Annotated in this window: 18 protein-coding genes; 1 reads left to right on the top strand and 17 read right to left on the bottom strand. The window is 38.2% G+C overall.

The window, feature by feature from the left end; genetic code table 11:
• Nucleotides 1-35: 35 nt before the first annotated feature.
• The 10 genes from PLJ10_08530 to PLJ10_08575 form a co-directional block, all read right to left on the bottom strand.
• A complete protein-coding gene (locus PLJ10_08530; protein ID HOK09690.1) occupies nucleotides 36-638 on the bottom strand; it encodes an HNH endonuclease in 603 nt (200 codons plus the stop codon).
• A gap of 89 nt (nucleotides 639-727) precedes the next feature.
• Complete coding sequence (rplS, locus tag PLJ10_08535; protein HOK09691.1) at nucleotides 728-1,132, bottom strand: 50S ribosomal protein L19; 405 nt, start codon at nucleotides 1,130-1,132, stop codon at nucleotides 728-730.
• Nucleotides 1,133-1,168: 36 nt separating this feature from the next.
• Nucleotides 1,169-1,909 carry a tRNA (guanosine(37)-N1)-methyltransferase TrmD gene (trmD, locus tag PLJ10_08540; protein ID HOK09692.1) on the bottom strand — a complete coding sequence of 247 codons (741 nt, stop codon included), beginning with the start codon at nucleotides 1,907-1,909 and terminating at the stop codon, nucleotides 1,169-1,171.
• 31 nt (nucleotides 1,910-1,940) lie between these two features.
• A complete protein-coding gene (locus PLJ10_08545; GenBank protein ID HOK09693.1) occupies nucleotides 1,941-2,171 on the bottom strand; it encodes a KH domain-containing protein in 231 nt (76 codons plus the stop codon).
• A 21-nt stretch (nucleotides 2,172-2,192) separates the two neighbouring features.
• Nucleotides 2,193-2,462 carry a 30S ribosomal protein S16 gene (gene rpsP, locus PLJ10_08550; protein HOK09694.1) on the bottom strand — a complete coding sequence of 90 codons (270 nt, stop codon included), beginning with the start codon at nucleotides 2,460-2,462 and terminating at the stop codon, nucleotides 2,193-2,195.
• A 53-nt stretch (nucleotides 2,463-2,515) separates the two neighbouring features.
• Nucleotides 2,516-3,865, bottom strand: coding sequence for a signal recognition particle protein (ffh, locus tag PLJ10_08555; GenBank protein ID HOK09695.1), 1,350 nt, complete (start codon nucleotides 3,863-3,865; stop codon nucleotides 2,516-2,518).
• Nucleotides 3,866-3,997: 132 nt separating this feature from the next.
• Nucleotides 3,998-5,065, bottom strand: a complete 1,068-nt coding sequence (locus PLJ10_08560; protein ID HOK09696.1) for a hypothetical protein — start codon at nucleotides 5,063-5,065, stop codon at nucleotides 3,998-4,000.
• Nucleotides 5,029-6,450 (bottom strand): GTPase HflX, encoded by a 1,422-nt coding sequence (hflX, locus tag PLJ10_08565; protein ID HOK09697.1) that lies wholly within the window; start codon nucleotides 6,448-6,450, stop codon nucleotides 5,029-5,031. The genes PLJ10_08560 and hflX overlap by 37 nt, the downstream gene beginning before the upstream one ends.
• Nucleotides 6,451-6,792: 342 nt before the next feature.
• Complete coding sequence (locus PLJ10_08570; protein ID HOK09698.1) at nucleotides 6,793-7,461, bottom strand: M23 family metallopeptidase; 669 nt, start codon at nucleotides 7,459-7,461, stop codon at nucleotides 6,793-6,795.
• Between the two features lie 4 nt (nucleotides 7,462-7,465).
• A complete protein-coding gene (locus PLJ10_08575) occupies nucleotides 7,466-8,428 on the bottom strand; it encodes a sugar phosphate isomerase/epimerase (protein HOK09699.1) in 963 nt (320 codons plus the stop codon).
• Nucleotides 8,429-8,591: 163 nt separating this feature from the next.
• On the opposite strand from PLJ10_08575, the gene PLJ10_08580 reads away from it, so the two are divergent.
• Nucleotides 8,592-9,839: a PmoA family protein gene (locus PLJ10_08580; GenBank protein HOK09700.1), complete on the top strand. Its 1,248-nt coding sequence runs from the start codon at nucleotides 8,592-8,594 to the stop codon at nucleotides 9,837-9,839.
• Between the two features lie 68 nt (nucleotides 9,840-9,907).
• Here PLJ10_08580 and PLJ10_08585 read toward each other — a convergent pair whose 3' ends face one another.
• The 7 genes from PLJ10_08585 to PLJ10_08615 form a co-directional block, all read right to left on the bottom strand.
• Nucleotides 9,908-10,540 (bottom strand): V-type ATP synthase subunit D, encoded by a 633-nt coding sequence (locus PLJ10_08585; GenBank protein HOK09701.1) that lies wholly within the window; start codon nucleotides 10,538-10,540, stop codon nucleotides 9,908-9,910.
• Nucleotides 10,541-10,561: 21 nt separating this feature from the next.
• Complete coding sequence (locus tag PLJ10_08590) at nucleotides 10,562-11,938, bottom strand: V-type ATP synthase subunit B (protein HOK09702.1); 1,377 nt, start codon at nucleotides 11,936-11,938, stop codon at nucleotides 10,562-10,564.
• Nucleotides 11,939-11,981: 43 nt separating this feature from the next.
• The gene (locus tag PLJ10_08595; GenBank protein HOK09703.1) at nucleotides 11,982-13,742 is read right to left on the bottom strand and encodes a V-type ATP synthase subunit A; all 1,761 of its coding nucleotides are present in this window, start codon (nucleotides 13,740-13,742) and stop codon (nucleotides 11,982-11,984) included.
• A 76-nt stretch (nucleotides 13,743-13,818) separates the two neighbouring features.
• Nucleotides 13,819-14,148 carry a V-type ATP synthase subunit F gene (locus PLJ10_08600; protein HOK09704.1) on the bottom strand — a complete coding sequence of 110 codons (330 nt, stop codon included), beginning with the start codon at nucleotides 14,146-14,148 and terminating at the stop codon, nucleotides 13,819-13,821.
• A complete protein-coding gene (locus PLJ10_08605) occupies nucleotides 14,141-15,133 on the bottom strand; it encodes a V-type ATPase subunit (GenBank protein ID HOK09705.1) in 993 nt (330 codons plus the stop codon). The genes PLJ10_08600 and PLJ10_08605 overlap by 8 nt, the downstream gene beginning before the upstream one ends.
• Nucleotides 15,134-15,159: 26 nt before the next feature.
• Nucleotides 15,160-15,756, bottom strand: a complete 597-nt coding sequence (locus PLJ10_08610) for a V-type ATP synthase subunit E family protein (GenBank protein HOK09706.1) — start codon at nucleotides 15,754-15,756, stop codon at nucleotides 15,160-15,162.
• Between the two features lie 38 nt (nucleotides 15,757-15,794).
• Nucleotides 15,795-16,316, bottom strand: coding sequence for a V-type ATP synthase subunit K (locus PLJ10_08615; GenBank protein HOK09707.1), 522 nt, complete (start codon nucleotides 16,314-16,316; stop codon nucleotides 15,795-15,797).
• Nucleotides 16,317-16,320: the final 4 nt, after the last annotated feature.

Consider the following 16,320-nt stretch of genomic DNA (forward strand, 5'->3'; position numbering starts at 1 on the left):
TTTATCAGAAAAAAAGCACCCCATTAAGTAATACGCTACTCGGAAATTTCTGTATGCCAATACGCAAAATCAACAAATTTTTGCCAAGTTGAAAGTTGCTCCTTTCGAACCCGAATCCCCAATTTTGGTAGCCAACGGGGAGAAATAGGCTTACGGAGCAAATTCATATTAGCCTCTTCTGGAGTCTTGTTCCCTTTTTTCAGATTACATGCTAAACATGCAAGTACTAAATTTTCCCATGTATCCTCTCCGCCTCGAGAACGCGGTATAACGTGGTCTATAGTTAATTCATGCTTCGGTAATATCTTTCCACAATATTGACATTGACATCGGTCCCGCTCAAAAATATTTTTCCTGCATAGACGAACTTCACGAAGTACAAAGCCATTATAAACCGTAAGTAAGATGACATCAGGCAGTAAAATCTTCACATTAGGGGTTACAATATATTTGCCATTCTGAAAATTTTCCTTTTGCTGTGATAGTTCACACCACGAATTAAAATCATAAAGGGTATAATCTCTTGGGTGAACAACACACGCATGCCCTTGAAAAAGCAAAACCATAGCCCTCTTAACGGTGGTTATATTCACCGCTATCCACGAACGATTTAAAACAAGAACATCCCCATTCAACATTGTTATAATCCAATATTTTTATTAATATAGTCCTATTCCACCCCATTTTTCAAATTAAAATCTTATTTTTTATTGAAAGATTTTCTCGTTTATTGTTGTTCTTCTGCTGAATTTTCTTGTTGTGGTATATCTTCAGAGATTAGCCGTTGTCTTGCTTTTACTTTTGCATGCTTACCTATTCTCTCTCTAAGGTAATACAATTTTGCTCTCCTCACCTTACCTTCACGAACAACTTCAACTTTTGCAATTCGTGGGGAATGTAAAGGAAACACACGTTCTACACCTTCACCATAGGTAACGCGTCGTACGGTGAATGTGGCATTTGGACTTACACCGTGTTTGCGTCCAATAACGACACCTTCAAAAATTTGGATTCGTTCCTTTCCCCCTTCAACAATTTTAAAATGCACGCGAACAGTATCTCCAATATTAAACGTTGGCAACTGTTCAGGGGGCTTTTTGTACTTTGCTGAATACTCAGTAACAACATCCATTGGGAATATCTCCTTTTTATTGTTTTGGTTTATTACTTATATATCATTTGTTTTATTTATTTCATCGGTGCTATTTCTCTTCTGTCTTTCCTGATATTTCACATACAAGTCGGGTCTTTTCCGTTTTGTCCTTTCGATAGCTTGCAATTCACGCCATTTTTTTATCTCAATGTGATTTCCTGACAATAACACTTCTGGAACTTTCATACCACGATATTCTGGTGGTTTCGTATATTGTGGATATGAAAGTAAACCATTATACAAGGAATCACTGGTCACAGATTCCCATTCACCGACAACACCTGGCAACATTCGACTTACCGCCTCTATAACTACAAGTGCTGGTAATTCACCGCCACTTAAAACATAATCTCCTATAGATAATTCTTCGGTTATAAGACCATCAACAACTCGTTCATCTACTCCTTCATATCTACCACATATCAATACAAAATCTTTCCATTGAGCCATTTCTTTCAGTTTATCCTGAGTTAAAACCTGACCAGCAGGAGAGAGAAGAATCACATGTTCCAGAGTATTTTGTTCTCTCAAACTTTCCACTGCTGTAAAAATTGGTTCACACTTCATCACCATGCCAGGACCACCCCCATAAGGAGTATCGTCTACTGACTTATGTTTATCCGTTGCAAAATCTCTTATATTATGTACGTTCACTTTAATAATTTCCTCTTGAATCGCTTTTCCTAACAAACTATGATGAAGCGGAACGGTAAAGAACTCAGGGAATATTGTTAATACATCTATTTGCAATGTCATGTTTTCTCAATACTGTTTTCACCAACCTTAATTATTCAAGGACTTCCAGATTTACTCTTTTCAATAATTTTATTGACGCTATATTTAATAGTGTCCGAATGGCTTTAATTGTTTTACCATTCCTTCCAATAACTCTTCCCATATCTTCTTTGTTCACCTTTAATTGAAGGATAATCTTATCTTCTGATTCTATTGAAGATATGGTAACTTCTTCTGGATTTTTAACCAGTTTTTTTACAATAAATTCGACCAACTCTTTCACAACTCAACTCCATACATTTAATTATACATTACTATTTTTAGTATTCGTTGTCACACCTGTCTTTCGCATTAATGTCTTTACAGTGTCCGATGGAAGTGCACCTTTCTCTAACCATGCTTTCAATTTTTCACCATCGATTTGGGTTATTGGATTTGGACGTGCCTTTGGTTGATAATAACCAATAATGTCTATTTCTTTGCCTTGTCTTCTTTCTCTTGAATCCATAACCACAATCCGATAATAGGGGTCATGTGTTCTACCACCTTTTTTTAATCGTATTACCGTTGCCATAATTTTCCTTTCCTTTATATGTTAATGTTTTATTTTAATTGCTTTTATTTTCATCACATCATGCCTCCTGGCATAAATGGACCAATCCCTTTGGGAATCTTCCCTTTGGGTCCTTTTACCATGTCTTTCATCATCTTACGCATCTTTTCAAAATCTTTCAAAAGTGCATTCACCTCTTGAACAGAGGTGCCACTGCCTTCTGCTATCCTTCTACGTCGACTTCCATTAATAATCTTTGGATTTCTCCGTTCTTCTTTTGTCATCGATAATATAATGGCCTCTGTATGCTTTAATTCATCTTCTGGCAAATCCATTCCAGCAGGAAGCATTTTCCCAACACCAGGAATTTTTTTCAATAAGTCCCCAAAACTACCCATTTTTTTAACCTGCCTCATCTGTTCAAGGAAATCTTCCAAATCCCAACTGGCTTTTCGGACTTTTTCCTGAAATTTCAAGGCTTGCTCTTTATCAACAACCTCTTGTGCCTTTTCGACTAATGATACAATATCCCCCATTCCCAATATCTGGTCTGCCATTCGTCTGGGATGAAACTGTTCTAATGCATCAATCTTTTCGCCAGTCCCGATAAATTTTATCGGACAGTTCGTCACCTCGATAATACTTAACGCTGCACCACCACGAGCATCACCATCCATCTGCGTCAACACTACTCCCGTAAGCGGAACATTATCGTGAAACTGTTTTGCTGAACGGACTGCATCTTGACCCATCATTGCATTCGCAACAAAAAGAATTTCATGAGGCTTTACTTGCTGGGCTATTTGTCGCACTTCCGCCATCATTTCAGTATCTATATGAAGTCTACCTGCAGTATCCAAAATGACAGTGTCACAACCTCGCAAATTTGCCTCACCTATTGACATCAATGCAATATCCACGGGGTTCATATCTGAACCTAACGAGAAATACTCAACTTCCGCTTGCTGTGCTAATATTTCCAACTGTTTGATTGCCGCAGGTCTATAAATATCACCCGCAACTAACATCGGTTTCTGACCTTTTTTCTTCTTTAGGTAATACGCCAACTTTGCCGCAGAGGTTGTTTTCCCTTGTCCTTGTAATCCAACCATCATAATAATTGTAGGTGGTGTTACTGCTTTCACAAGGTCTTTATTTTCACCACCCATAATTTCAACAAGTTCATCATAAACAATCTTTATAAGTTGTTGGGTCGGATTAATATTGTCTAAAACATTCTTTCCCAACGCTTTTTGCTGAACATCGTCAATAAACTTTTTAACAACTTTGTAGTTGACATCGGCTTCCAGAAGGGCTACACGAATAATCTGCAACCCTTCTTTCATGTTCTCTTCTGTTAGCCGAAGTTGACCACGAAAGAACTTAAAAGCACTTTCTAATTTTTTTGATAAGGTTTCAAACATATCTATTTTTCTTCACGTTTTAATGGAAATTCTTACAGAAATGCACCATATTATATCATATTTTTATTAATATCACAAGTTTAATTAGTATCTGTATACCCCAAACTAATCTATAATCATATACTCTTCGATTTAATCGTTTCTAAAAATTAATGGCGGAGAGGTTTTCTCCATCCCTTTCTGTTTCATATTGATAATTTCATCTACTACTTTTTTAATATTTGGTTGGTCGGGATTTTGTTGCAAAGACATGGAAAGGGCTCTTTCTGCATCTTTCAAGTATCCCATCTGCAAAAAGATGCTCCCCAGAAAATTCCATCCTTCCCAATACTTATCATTCAAAAACAGAGCATGTGTACCAGTAGCAATAGCATCTTCTATTCTTCCTGCCCGATATAAAATATGACTATATGCCATGTATTCATCAAAAGAATCTTTTATATTTTTGTTCGTTTCTTCGAAAATTTTTAGTGACTCCCGCATTCTTAAACGCACAGGGACATCATAAGGTTGAAGTTCCTTTCCTAACTCTGTTAACTTCTTTTCCGCATCAGACATATTCCCTCGTGCAACATCAATACCTGATAAGCCTACTTTTGACCACAAATCAGAATGTTTTGCTACTGCTTTCTGATATGATTCTTCGGCTGATTCTAATAAATGCAATTCCCAATAAATATCTCCCAAGCATCTCCACATTCTAACCGCCTCTTTATCAGAAACTTTTTTTCTGATTGCCATTTGAAAACATTGGAATGCAGGTTTTAACCAATTTTCCCCTTTTTTCATATTATTAAATCCTAACCGAACCCATAGGTCACCGTTTTCAGGATGTTTTTTTACAATATCTTCCAGAACTTCTGCAGATAAATCATAATCCCCTTGAAGTTCAAGAACATCTAAATAAACAAATATCCCCTCCTGAATATCTGTATTTCGAATATTCACCTGCTCTAACATATTTCTTGCATCACTCAAAAGAGAATTTCTTTTAATTTTCAATTCGGCTAATCGGCTTTGTGCAGAAGGATTCTGGACTAAACTCTGTATTTGTTTTTGAACCTCATGATATTCTCCAACCTTAGCCTTTGCAAGAGTAATGGTAGTTGCAATATCACCACTTTTTAAACAACCCAATATAATAAATGGCAATATAACAATAATTATCTCTGGGTACCAAATAAAACATTTCTGTCCCAAATTAACATCTCCATTCGTTCCAACAAAGGGCTAAAAGTTGAAGGATTTAGTGCACACACAGGCACACCATCATACTGTTGAATAAGTCCCTGAACTATCTCGGAATTGGCTTTGTCAATTTTATTTAAAACATTAATCCGTGGTTTGGTATCCAACTCCAAATCTCGTAATAGTTTAACAACCGTATCATGTTTTTCTTCCACATCTTCTGATGATACATCCAGCACATGCAATAACAAATCAGCATCATTTATTTCTTCAAACGTGGTTCGAAATGCTGACATTAAATCTTTCGGCAAATTTCTTATAAAACCTACGGTATCAATAATAATTACCTCTCGTTCTCGTGGAAATCGTAATCGCCTTGAAACAGGGTTTAATGTAGCAAATAAGAAATCCTCAGCTATGACAGAACTATTGGTTAGATTATTTAACAACGTTGATTTTCCAGCATTTGTATATCCTACAATTGCAACAGTTGGTACTTGACGAACTGTTCGAACCTGTCTACGGAGTTCTCTTCTTCTGCCTAATTCCTTCACCTCTTGTTCTAAATGAGCAATTCGGTCTCTTGCACGTCTTCTATCAATTTCGAGTTTTGTTTCCCCAGGTCCTCTACCTCCAATCCCACCAGTTAACCTGGAAAGGGCTGTTTGTTTTATACCCAAAAATGGGAATAGATATTTCAATTGAGCCAGTTCAACCTGAATTTTACCTTCACGAGTTACTGCGTGTTGAGCAAAAATATCTAATATGACTTGTGTCCGATCTAATATTTTTAAGTCTGTAAAATCTGATAGTGCCTTCACATGTGATGGTGTTAAATTTTGGTCGAAAACGAGCATATCAGCCCCTAATTGAACAGCACGTATTAATATATATTTCAGTTTGCCCTGTCCCATTACATATTTAGGGTCTGGTGGTCTCCTTTGGATTACTTTGTCTAATACTTTAATTCCTGCACTTTTTGCCAATTCTGTAAGTTCTTGAACTGAATCTTCTATCACCGACAACGGTTGAGTAGAAACGTGAATTAAAATAGCGTTATCACCCTTTAAGTTCGCTTTTACAAATATACGATTTCGTTCCAATTCTTCTTCGAGCGAACGGATTAATTCTAAAAAATCATCTTTTAACTCATATACCGTAGTTGGGGGATAAATTCGCCACGGTTTATTCTCATCGTTTGCAGGTAATAAATGTGCAAAATGTATCTTTCTTGGTAGTGCATTTTCATCCACTTCGAGCACTGCAACTCCATCAAGCCGATAAATTGCCAAATAACTTAAATCTTCATCATCCAAACCCGAGTTTGTTTTAAGATGGGTATGCACAAGACGAACTTCAGATAACCTGTTTAGAGCACGTCTTTCGACATTGGGCATCGGTATTGATTGAGCATTTCCTACACAGACATGAACAATATGCCCTCTACGGTCAATTAAAATACCTATTTGCCGTTCTATCTCATGGGATAATTCACATAACGTTCTACTTATTTCAACCGAGATAATACGTGATGGAACAGGCTTTCTATTTTTCAGGGATTCAAGTTTTTTAATTTGACTTGCTTTTAAACCATGAATATTACCAGTTATCAGAATATTCGACCTCCTTCAATAACAACGCTCATAATGTATTAATACACTTATATTATACTCTCTCAAATAATTATTTTTTCAATACTTATAACGTATTCAGGACTTGGAAAATTACTTCTATAAAACCTACTCATCCACTGCAGGCAGAAACCATACTGGATTAATGGCGGTATCTTCCTTTCTTATTTCATAATGCAAATGTGCAGTGGTTACCCTGCCTGTTGCCCCAGACAGCCCAATCACATCACCTTCTTTAACTTCATCTCCTTCTTTAACACATATTTTACTCAGATGAGCATAGGCACTATTAATTCCGTCTGCATGCTCTACTACAATTAATAAACCATACCCATGCATTGTACATGCTAAACGAACAACACCATCTGCTGTTGCTACCACTGGTGTTCCTGTTGGAACTATAATATCAATACCCTTATGAACTCTTGAGCCACTTCCACCCCTACTCCTCACACTACCGAACCATGAACTTATATGACCAGAGCCATCTTTTATAGGCCAAATATGCGGAATCTCCTTTGTAAAATCAATGCCTTCGGGTGGTGTTGAATTATTTTCTACTGTATTCTCAATCTCTGACGAACCTTCCACGTGCTCCTCTTCTTCGTTCATAAAAACACGATATAATAGAGATGAAGGAACACACTCTTCTTCTGGTTTATTTAACGACACACTGGAAGTATCTTTTTCACATTCTTTTAAGTGTTGACAGCCATAAAACCCAAATACCAATACAGACATAACAATAACCGTTTTTAAAGGAAGTTTCAAACCCATAATCTTACACTCCACTCCCCTGTATGCAATCTTGCATTTTTTTAAGTCCTGTTTCTGCAACTATTTTTAAGTCCTGTTTCCAATATTCTCTATTGAATATCTCTAAAGACAAACAGCCTGTATATCCTATTTTCTTTAACGTTTTCAAAACATCCTTCAAAGGCAAAATTCCATCCCCTGGATAAATACGATGTGCATCGCCTTGTTCCTCCCTTGGAACATCTCCAGGAACATCATTCCAATGGAAATGCCCAATAAGATTGCCCTGAACCAATTCAAGACCTGAGAACCCAGAACCACCACGAAATAGGTGGAATGTATCCGCAATAATACAAGCCCTCGGGTCATCTGCATCAATTGCAATGGCACACGCTTGGCCAAAACGATATACCCCTTTAAAAAATCCCACAAATTCGACCGCTACACGAATTCCAAACTCCTCTTCACCTATTTTTAGTAATTCTTTATAACAACGGGCACACCATTTCAAATCGATATTCTCCCTATCAGGTGCAGGAATAGAAGCAACATGTTTTGACCCTACTGCTGATGCCATCCTCATTCGATTTCGTGTAACTTCTAACGATGCCTTAAAATTATCCTCTCCATCTGGCATGGAATCCCATAAGCCAATCACATTAGGGACAATCAATCCCAAATCTTCTATCTCTTTCCCTAAATCTTTCAAATTTCCGCCCTGTTTCTCATATTCCTCGAGTTCACTAATCCATGGCTCTATACCGTCCCACTTTGTCTCATGGGCAATCCTGATTTTATCCTTCAACGTAGCTGGACGTATCGTGCTGGTATTTAGAACAACTGGCCACGGACTTATACCTCCTTGGAAACGCTTTTCTTCTTTGATTTCTTTTTGAGATGATGTATCAGTATGTCCCTTTTGATGTACCGCAAGAGCACCTAAACCTAATGCACATGTTTTTATAAAATCTCTTCTTATTGTTTTCATAATTGTTCCTCTTCAAAATTTCTCTTTATATTTCTAAAAGCATACTAAAAAATCCACTTAAAATCCAAACCAAAATCCCTTTTGAAAGATAAATAGAAATCCAATTATAATAACCCTATTAAAACCTATAACTTTTATCTATAATAGTACTAGGAGATATAACATGAATTCAAAAATATTTGTTTGTTTAATAACTTTTGCCCTATGTTCAATTACAGTTGCAACGAGCACACATTCTGAGTCATTAGATAAAATGAAAATCTTGGTGAAATCCAGTGATTATCAAATGGTAAACCCTGTGATTTCCTTACCGTGCAAAGAAACATTACCCGATAATAAAATTGTAACGGTACTTCATCCAAAAACAGGAAAAGAATTCCCTGCTACCATTCACAATGGAGAGTTCACGTTTATCCCTGATGACATAGCTCCAAATTCAGAATGTATTTATGAGGTTCGCGTAAAAGATAAAACTCCAGATTATGTTTATCATGTTCAGATTACTCCTGGAGAGAAACCCGACACTATTAAGGTAGAAATTGACAAAAAACTGTTTACAGTCTACCATTACGGGAAGGAGTGGAAAAAGCCTTTTCTCTGGCCATTACTTTCTGAAAATCAGGTTACCATTACAAGAGATTACCCGATGAACCCTGAAGGCACTCCAAAATTCGCTCAGGACCATCCACATCATAAATCTTTTTGGACTGCTTACGGCAATATAAATGATGTTAATCTCTGGACAGAAGAAGAGGGAACTGGGATACAACGCGTTGAAAACGTAAGTTATCGCTCTGGCGATGCCTATGGATGGATAATTAGCAACAATAAATGGTGCGATAAAGACGGAAATTATGTAATTACAGAAAATCGAGAATATCGATTTTATACAACTCCCGAGAAAGGTCGTCTTTTTGATGCCTTCGTCTCATTTACAGCGGAAGAAAAAGATGCGGTATTCAAAGATACCAAGGAAGGAGGTATCGTTTCTGCAAGAATGCACCCAGATATCTCTACAAAAGGTATAATCACAATCGCAAGTGGTGAGACTGGAGAAGATAAAGTTTGGGGAAAACCAACGCCATGGTGTGATTATTCCGCAGAACTCAAAGATATTGGCTGGAGAGGTTTGGCAATCTTTGATAATCCTTCAAACCTCCGCTATCCGACAAGCTGGCATGTACGTAAGTATGGCTTGTTCGCTGCAAATTGCTTTGGCTATTCCAATTTCCGCGATAAAGATTATAATAAACCTCTTCTACCCGAAAACGGTGATTATACAATTAAAAAAGGAGATACATTATCTTTTCGTTATAGGATGTATGTCCATTCTGGTAACGTGACTGATTCTATGGTAAAAGAACACGCACGGAATTTTCAGGAGACTATAAAAGCAGAGTGGACAAAATAAAACTATTTTGCTTCATTAGAAATGTCCAATAGGTCAGACTCCCGTGTGAAACGTACCCGTTATACCCCTTATTTATTCGCCTCTTGTGCTAAACGTTGGGCTTTAATCCTCATTAATTGACTGGTCGTTGAACGTTCCATCTCATCTAATTTATTCTTAATAAACTTAATAGTCTCTTTCATTCTCGGTATTAATGTATGTTCCAATGCATTAACTCTCCTACGCGTCTTCTCTATTTCCTGACATAGCCTACGAACAGTTTCTTCCAATTCTGCCATTTTTAACAGTTTTGGCAAAAATTCCTTCATCTGGGTAATTGCTTTGTCTAATTCTGATGAGGTGTGGATTAATGAATAGCCCCCTTCACTTTTCCCAAATGTAATTTCCAATTTCGGAATCTGAACACTCATTAATCTTTGTGTTTTTATCTCAATTTTCATCTCTTGACGTGTTGATTCCAGAGCATCTTCGACAATCAATCGTGATGAGGTTGCCTCTGCCAACACGAATAATTTCAGAACTTGAGGCAATTCATCATCAACCTCTAATCTTGCCTTTTTATATTCAGCGGTAATACGCCCGAAATCCTTCATTAAACCATCTAACTTATCTTTTAATAACTTATGACCACGTTGAGCAACAACAAGTCTCTTACGTAGCCTAAGTAATTCCATTCGTGTTGGGTTAACTGCTAATCGCATACGACAACCTTATTAGAAACTTTATTTGTTTTCTGGATAGTATTTTTCTATAAATTCAGGTTTTACTCGTTTCAATTCAGATTTTGGTAACATCCCGAGTAATTCCCATCCGATTCGCAAACTATCTTCAATACTACGGTTCTCGTCTTCACCTTGCCTTATGAACCTATCCTCAAACGCATCTGCGAACTTCACATACAATAAATCAATATCGCTCAATGCCGATTCCCCTAAAACTACGGCTAATTCTTTTGCATTTTTACCGCGTGCATACGCCGCATATAACTGATTCATGACATTAGCATGGTCTTCACGTGTCTTTCCTACACCGATACCTTTATCCTTCAAACGTGATAGTGAAGGCAAAACATCCACAGGTGGGTAAATCCCTTGTGCATGTAAGGAACGACTTAAAATAATCTGCCCTTCTGTAATATACCCTGTTAAGTCAGGGATAGGATGAGTTTTATCATCCTCAGGCATGGTTAACACAGGCAATTGTGTAATAGAACCATTTTTCCCCTTTATTCTGCCTGCTCGTTCATAAATCGTACTCAAGTCTGTGTATAAATAACCAGGATAACCACGCCTACCTGGCACCTCTTTTCGTGCCGCGGAGATTTCACGTAAGGCTTCACAATAATTTGTAAGGTCAGTTAATATAACCAACACATGCATATCTTTTTCAAAGGCTAAGAATTCCGCCACAGTTAACGCCATACGTGGGACTGCGATACGTTCAATAGCAGGGTCATCTGCAAGGTTAATAAACAAAACTGCCCGTTCAAGAGCCCCTGTTCTACGAAAGTCATTAATGAAAAATTCGGATTCTTCGAAGGTAATACCCATTGTAGCGAATATAACGGCGAACTTCTCGCCTGTCTTCAATACTCTTGCTTGTCGTGCTACCTGTGCCGCCATTCTTGAATGTGGCAAACCTGAACCTGAGAAGAAGGGCAATTTCTGCCCACGAACCAGCGGATTTAGTAAATCGATAGTTGAAATACCCGTTTGAATAAACTCGTTAGGATAGTCACGAGCAAAAGGATTCATTGGATTACCATTAACATTTAACCATTTTTCGGGAATAATTGGAGGCCCGTCATCAATGGGTCTTCCGAATCCATCAAAAACTCTACCCAACATATCTTCAGATACACCTAACTCTACACCTTTACCCAAAAACTTCACAGTTACTCCCTGGGGAGCCAAACCACTGGTTCCTTCAAACACCTGAACCACTGCTTTATCTTTATTAACCTCTAATACCTGACCCCGTCGGGTAGTCCCATCGTCCAGACGAATATCTGTTAGTTCACCGAAGGTAATGCCTTCAACACCTTCTACCAACATTAATGGACCGATTATTTCTTTTACTGTGCGATATTCTTTTGTAATCACGGTCGTTCACCTCACTCTGTTTGAGTTAATTTCCATTTTATTAAGATAACAATGCTTTAACTTGTTCCGAAATTTTATTTCGTAAACCATCAAACTGGTCTAACTTATCTTCACGTATCATCTTTGCCTTTGAAATTTCCTCTAATACAGGCAAATTCAATAACTTTGTTAATGGCACACCTTTTTGCAATGCAGGACGAACTTCATCGTAGTAGTATAAAATGGTATATAACAGTTGAAATTGTTTTAACATGGAGGAATATGTATCGATTTCATCAAATGCATTCTGATGTAAAAAGTCTTCTCTTATCATTTTTGCCGCCTGCATAAGTAAGCGGTCTTCCGCAGGTAATGCATCCATACCTACCAAACGAACTAATTCTTCTAATTCAGCTTCCCTCTGTAAAATTGCCATTGCTCGTCTACGAACTTCAGACCATTTGGGATTATAGTTCTCATTTGCATACTTATCAACAACTTCCTGATATAGTGAATAAGAGGTTAACCAGTTAATAGCAGGGAAATGTCTTGCAAACGCTAATTTATCATCTAACCCCCAAAAAACCTTCACTACACGCAAGGTAGCCTGCACAACAGGTTCGGAGAAATCACCGCCTGGGGGAGAAACTGCACCAATTAAAGATAGTGTTCCATTTCTTTTATCTGAGCCTAAACAAATCACATTTCCCGACCGTTCATAGAAACTCGCAATCCGTGTCCCTAAGTATGCAGGATAACCTTCTTCACCTGGCATTTCTTCTAAACGTCCTGACATTTCACGCATGGCTTCTGCCCACCGACTTGTTGAGTCAGCCATCAAAGCCACACTATATCCCATATCGCGGAAATATTCCGCAATTGTGATTCCCGTGAATACACTCGCTTCACGAGCAGCCACAGGCATGTTTGATGTATTAGCTATTAACACCGTTCGTTCCATAAGTGGTTCGCCCGATTCAGGGTCTTTTAACTCGGGGAATTCCATAAGCACGTCTGTCATTTCATTTCCGCGTTCACCGCAACCTACATACACCACAATACTTGCATTAGCCCATTTTGCTAACTGATGTTGAACCACGGTCTTTCCACTACCGAATGGACCAGGAACGCATGCAGTTCCTCCTTTCGTCATCGGGAAAAACATATCCAATACCCGTTGCCCTGTGGTCAAGGGTTCTAATGGCGGGAGTTTCTTTGCTACTGGTCTCGGCTGACGAACAGGCCAACGTTGAACCATAGTTAATTCACGTAGACCTTTCTCAGTTTCAATAACCGCTATTACCGTATCTACATTACCTTCTACGGGTCCTATCTTCTTTACTGTTCCTTCTACACCATGAGGAACCATTATTTTATGAACAACCAACTTTGTCTCACGAACAGTCCCCAAAATATCGCCAGGTACAACGTGGTCACCTACCTTAGCCACTGGTTCAAATTTCCAAATCATGGTACGGTCTAAGGAAGGACTTTCTGCCCCACGGACAATATACTCACCAAATTGTGCTGCTATTTTATCTAAGGGACGCTGTACTCCATCATAAATAGACCGAATCAATCCGGGTCCTAATTCTACGCTTAATGCTTCTCCTGTCCTGAATACAGGTTGTCCCGGACCAATACCTCCGGTCTCTTCATACACCTGTATGGAATAATCTTCTCCACGTATTTCAATAATTTCGCCAAACAATTTGGCATTTCCGACCCGAACCATTTCATACATACGTGCACCGGACAAACCACGCGCAACTACTAACGGTCCGGATACTTTAACAACTTCACCCTGAATGTTTGTGCTCATATTCTATTTCCCTAATGTTCCTTATTTTTATTCATCATATAATTTATTTCACATATATTTTTATTATTTATTTTCATCAGGATTGTTCCTCTTTACCGAGCATATCTACTCCAATGGAATACTCTATCTGACGCTTCAACTCTTTAAAGCCCAGATGGATACTTCCTTTATGTGTAGGTATTGTCGTAATAACAGCATTGCTAATTAAACGATAATCCTGAATAAGTTCTTTCGATTCCTGAGCAAGTTCTTCTGTAATCAAGATAATTTCTGCCCCACCATCTTGTTGTATTTGCTGAAATGCCCTCTGCAGGTCGTTCGGCGTCAAGGCATGAAATACTTCAAAACCTGCGGATTTAAATCCTTGAATTAAACTTTTTTCACCTATAACATACGCTTTATACATACGTTTGCCTTATCCTATCTTTCAACATTGCTGAGGGCAAGCCATTCAGCTTCCCACTAATAAGCAGTTTTAAGTTAAATGCCTCAACATGCATTCCCCAACAAAAAGCTCCAACTCGCTCAGGACCCATTGTTTGTAATTTTGCATGTTTAACATAGTTCGTAAGTAAATCTGAGGTCATTTGTTCAAACTTCGGAATTTGTTCATCCTCACTTAAGTCTAAACATTCACGCCATATATCTCCTACAATTCCTGGGATAACTCCACCCCAAGACCGAAGTTCATTTATACTACACAACTCACCGACAAGATGATTAAATGGCTCAATAGGCAGAAGATATTGTTGAAACATTTTCAAGTTATGCCCTGCCTTCAATGCACGCCACAATACAACTATTAATTTCGACAAAATTCTAAGTTCAGACCAATCTTTTAATAGTGGACAATCTAATTGTGAAATAAGATCTAAATAATGCCTCAAATAACTACCATCTAAAACAATGTCTGTAATCAGCGGATTTTCAGATTGAACCCCTGCAGGATTACATATCGCCGTTATTGCTGGACGGATAACCTCTGGGAATAACGATGGATTAGCGGAAGCAATTTCTGCAAGTCGTGATTCGGTAAAAATATTTTTAGGGAAAAGAGGATTTTTGCCGTTTATTGCTCGTTTTAGGTTTACATAATCTTCACTTAATAAAAATACATCCGTAATCTCTGGTGAAGGACATGCTTTCTTTAATTCATATATCTGAGCATGAACATAATTATCAATTATCGTGCTCCAGTCCTCCCACGTCTCTGCCCCAGGAACCATAAACTCACGTAATGTTGTCTCTTGAAGACGATGTAATACGTCCTCTGGCTTCTCGATACTTCCAAGATTCATAAAAAAGTCATAGGACATTAACCGCCCTTCTAATACGCTGATTTGTCCACATACAAATCCCCAACGATGTTGTCCTTTCGAAAGGGCTTTCAAACACCTACTCCTTCTTGTTTCCTAAATTAAGTGTTCTCACTAAATAACTTCTGTGCAATGACTGGGACTAATTCCCGTTGTAAATCTGCCAAAAGAGTATCTATCGTCTGGTCAATCTGGAAGCCTTTACCGATAAACAAAAAACCTCCACGTGCAGGGAGATAATTTTGTTCATCAATTGTAATGGCACCTGCTCCCTTTTGAGCATTCCAGTTAGTAACCAAGGTTTTAAATATATTCAAATCGTCTTTATGGACTCGAAGAATGCCGTTAGACTCATTGGCAATGGCACGTTCCATTAACTTCTGCATTAATTGCTGATATTCATTTCCAGGGATACGAAGTATTTCCTGCTTCGCTTTTTGAAACACTTGATTTATTATCTGATTCTTTTCTTTTAGAATCTCTTTATTGATTTGTCCCTGAACCTGAACTAATTTACGTGCCATCTCTTCATCAATATTGCGAATAGCAGTTTGATACTGCCGTTCCGCTTTTTCCTCGGCATTTCTCTGAGCAGATTTCTTTTTTTCGTCGGCTTCTTTTTGTGCGGCTTTTATAATCAATTCCGCTTCATGCTGAACTGATTCTAATACCGCTTTATTAATTTCTTCTAATGCCATTGTTTTTTCCTTACAATGGATACAGTAAGATGTTATTCTTATTGTCCACGAATATATGCAGTTACATTATTATCAGCAGTTAACCAGTTAATAGCAAGGATAGCCACTAACAATGCTACCACAGCATACGTTTCTACCATAGCAGGCAATATAACAGAGCGACCAAATGCCTCGGGTCTTCGTGCAACTAATGAAATACTTGCCGCTGACGCTTCACCCTGCCATTGGGCGGAGAAATACAATGCAAGTCCAACTCCTAATCCCAAAACGAACAGGGCTAACCCTGTCCCAGGTGTGATTATCATCTGTCCGGAGATTAAACCTGAACGGACAAAGATAAGTATGGCAGTAATAAATCCATAGAACCCTTGCGTTCCAGGCAATGCCAGTAGCACCAATAGTCTTCCAAAAAGGTCCGGTTTTTCGCTTAACACGCCACCTACCGCTTGAGAAGCGATACCAATTCCTTTTCCGGACCCGGAGCATCCTAAACCTACGGCTAAACCTGCTCCTGCGATTGCTAATCCACGACCAATTTCGATTGCAAGTGCGTTATCCATACAC

Source organism: Candidatus Hydrogenedens sp. (assembly GCA_035361075.1).
In the GTDB taxonomy this organism is placed as follows: Bacteria; Hydrogenedentota; Hydrogenedentia; order Hydrogenedentales; family Hydrogenedentaceae; genus Hydrogenedens.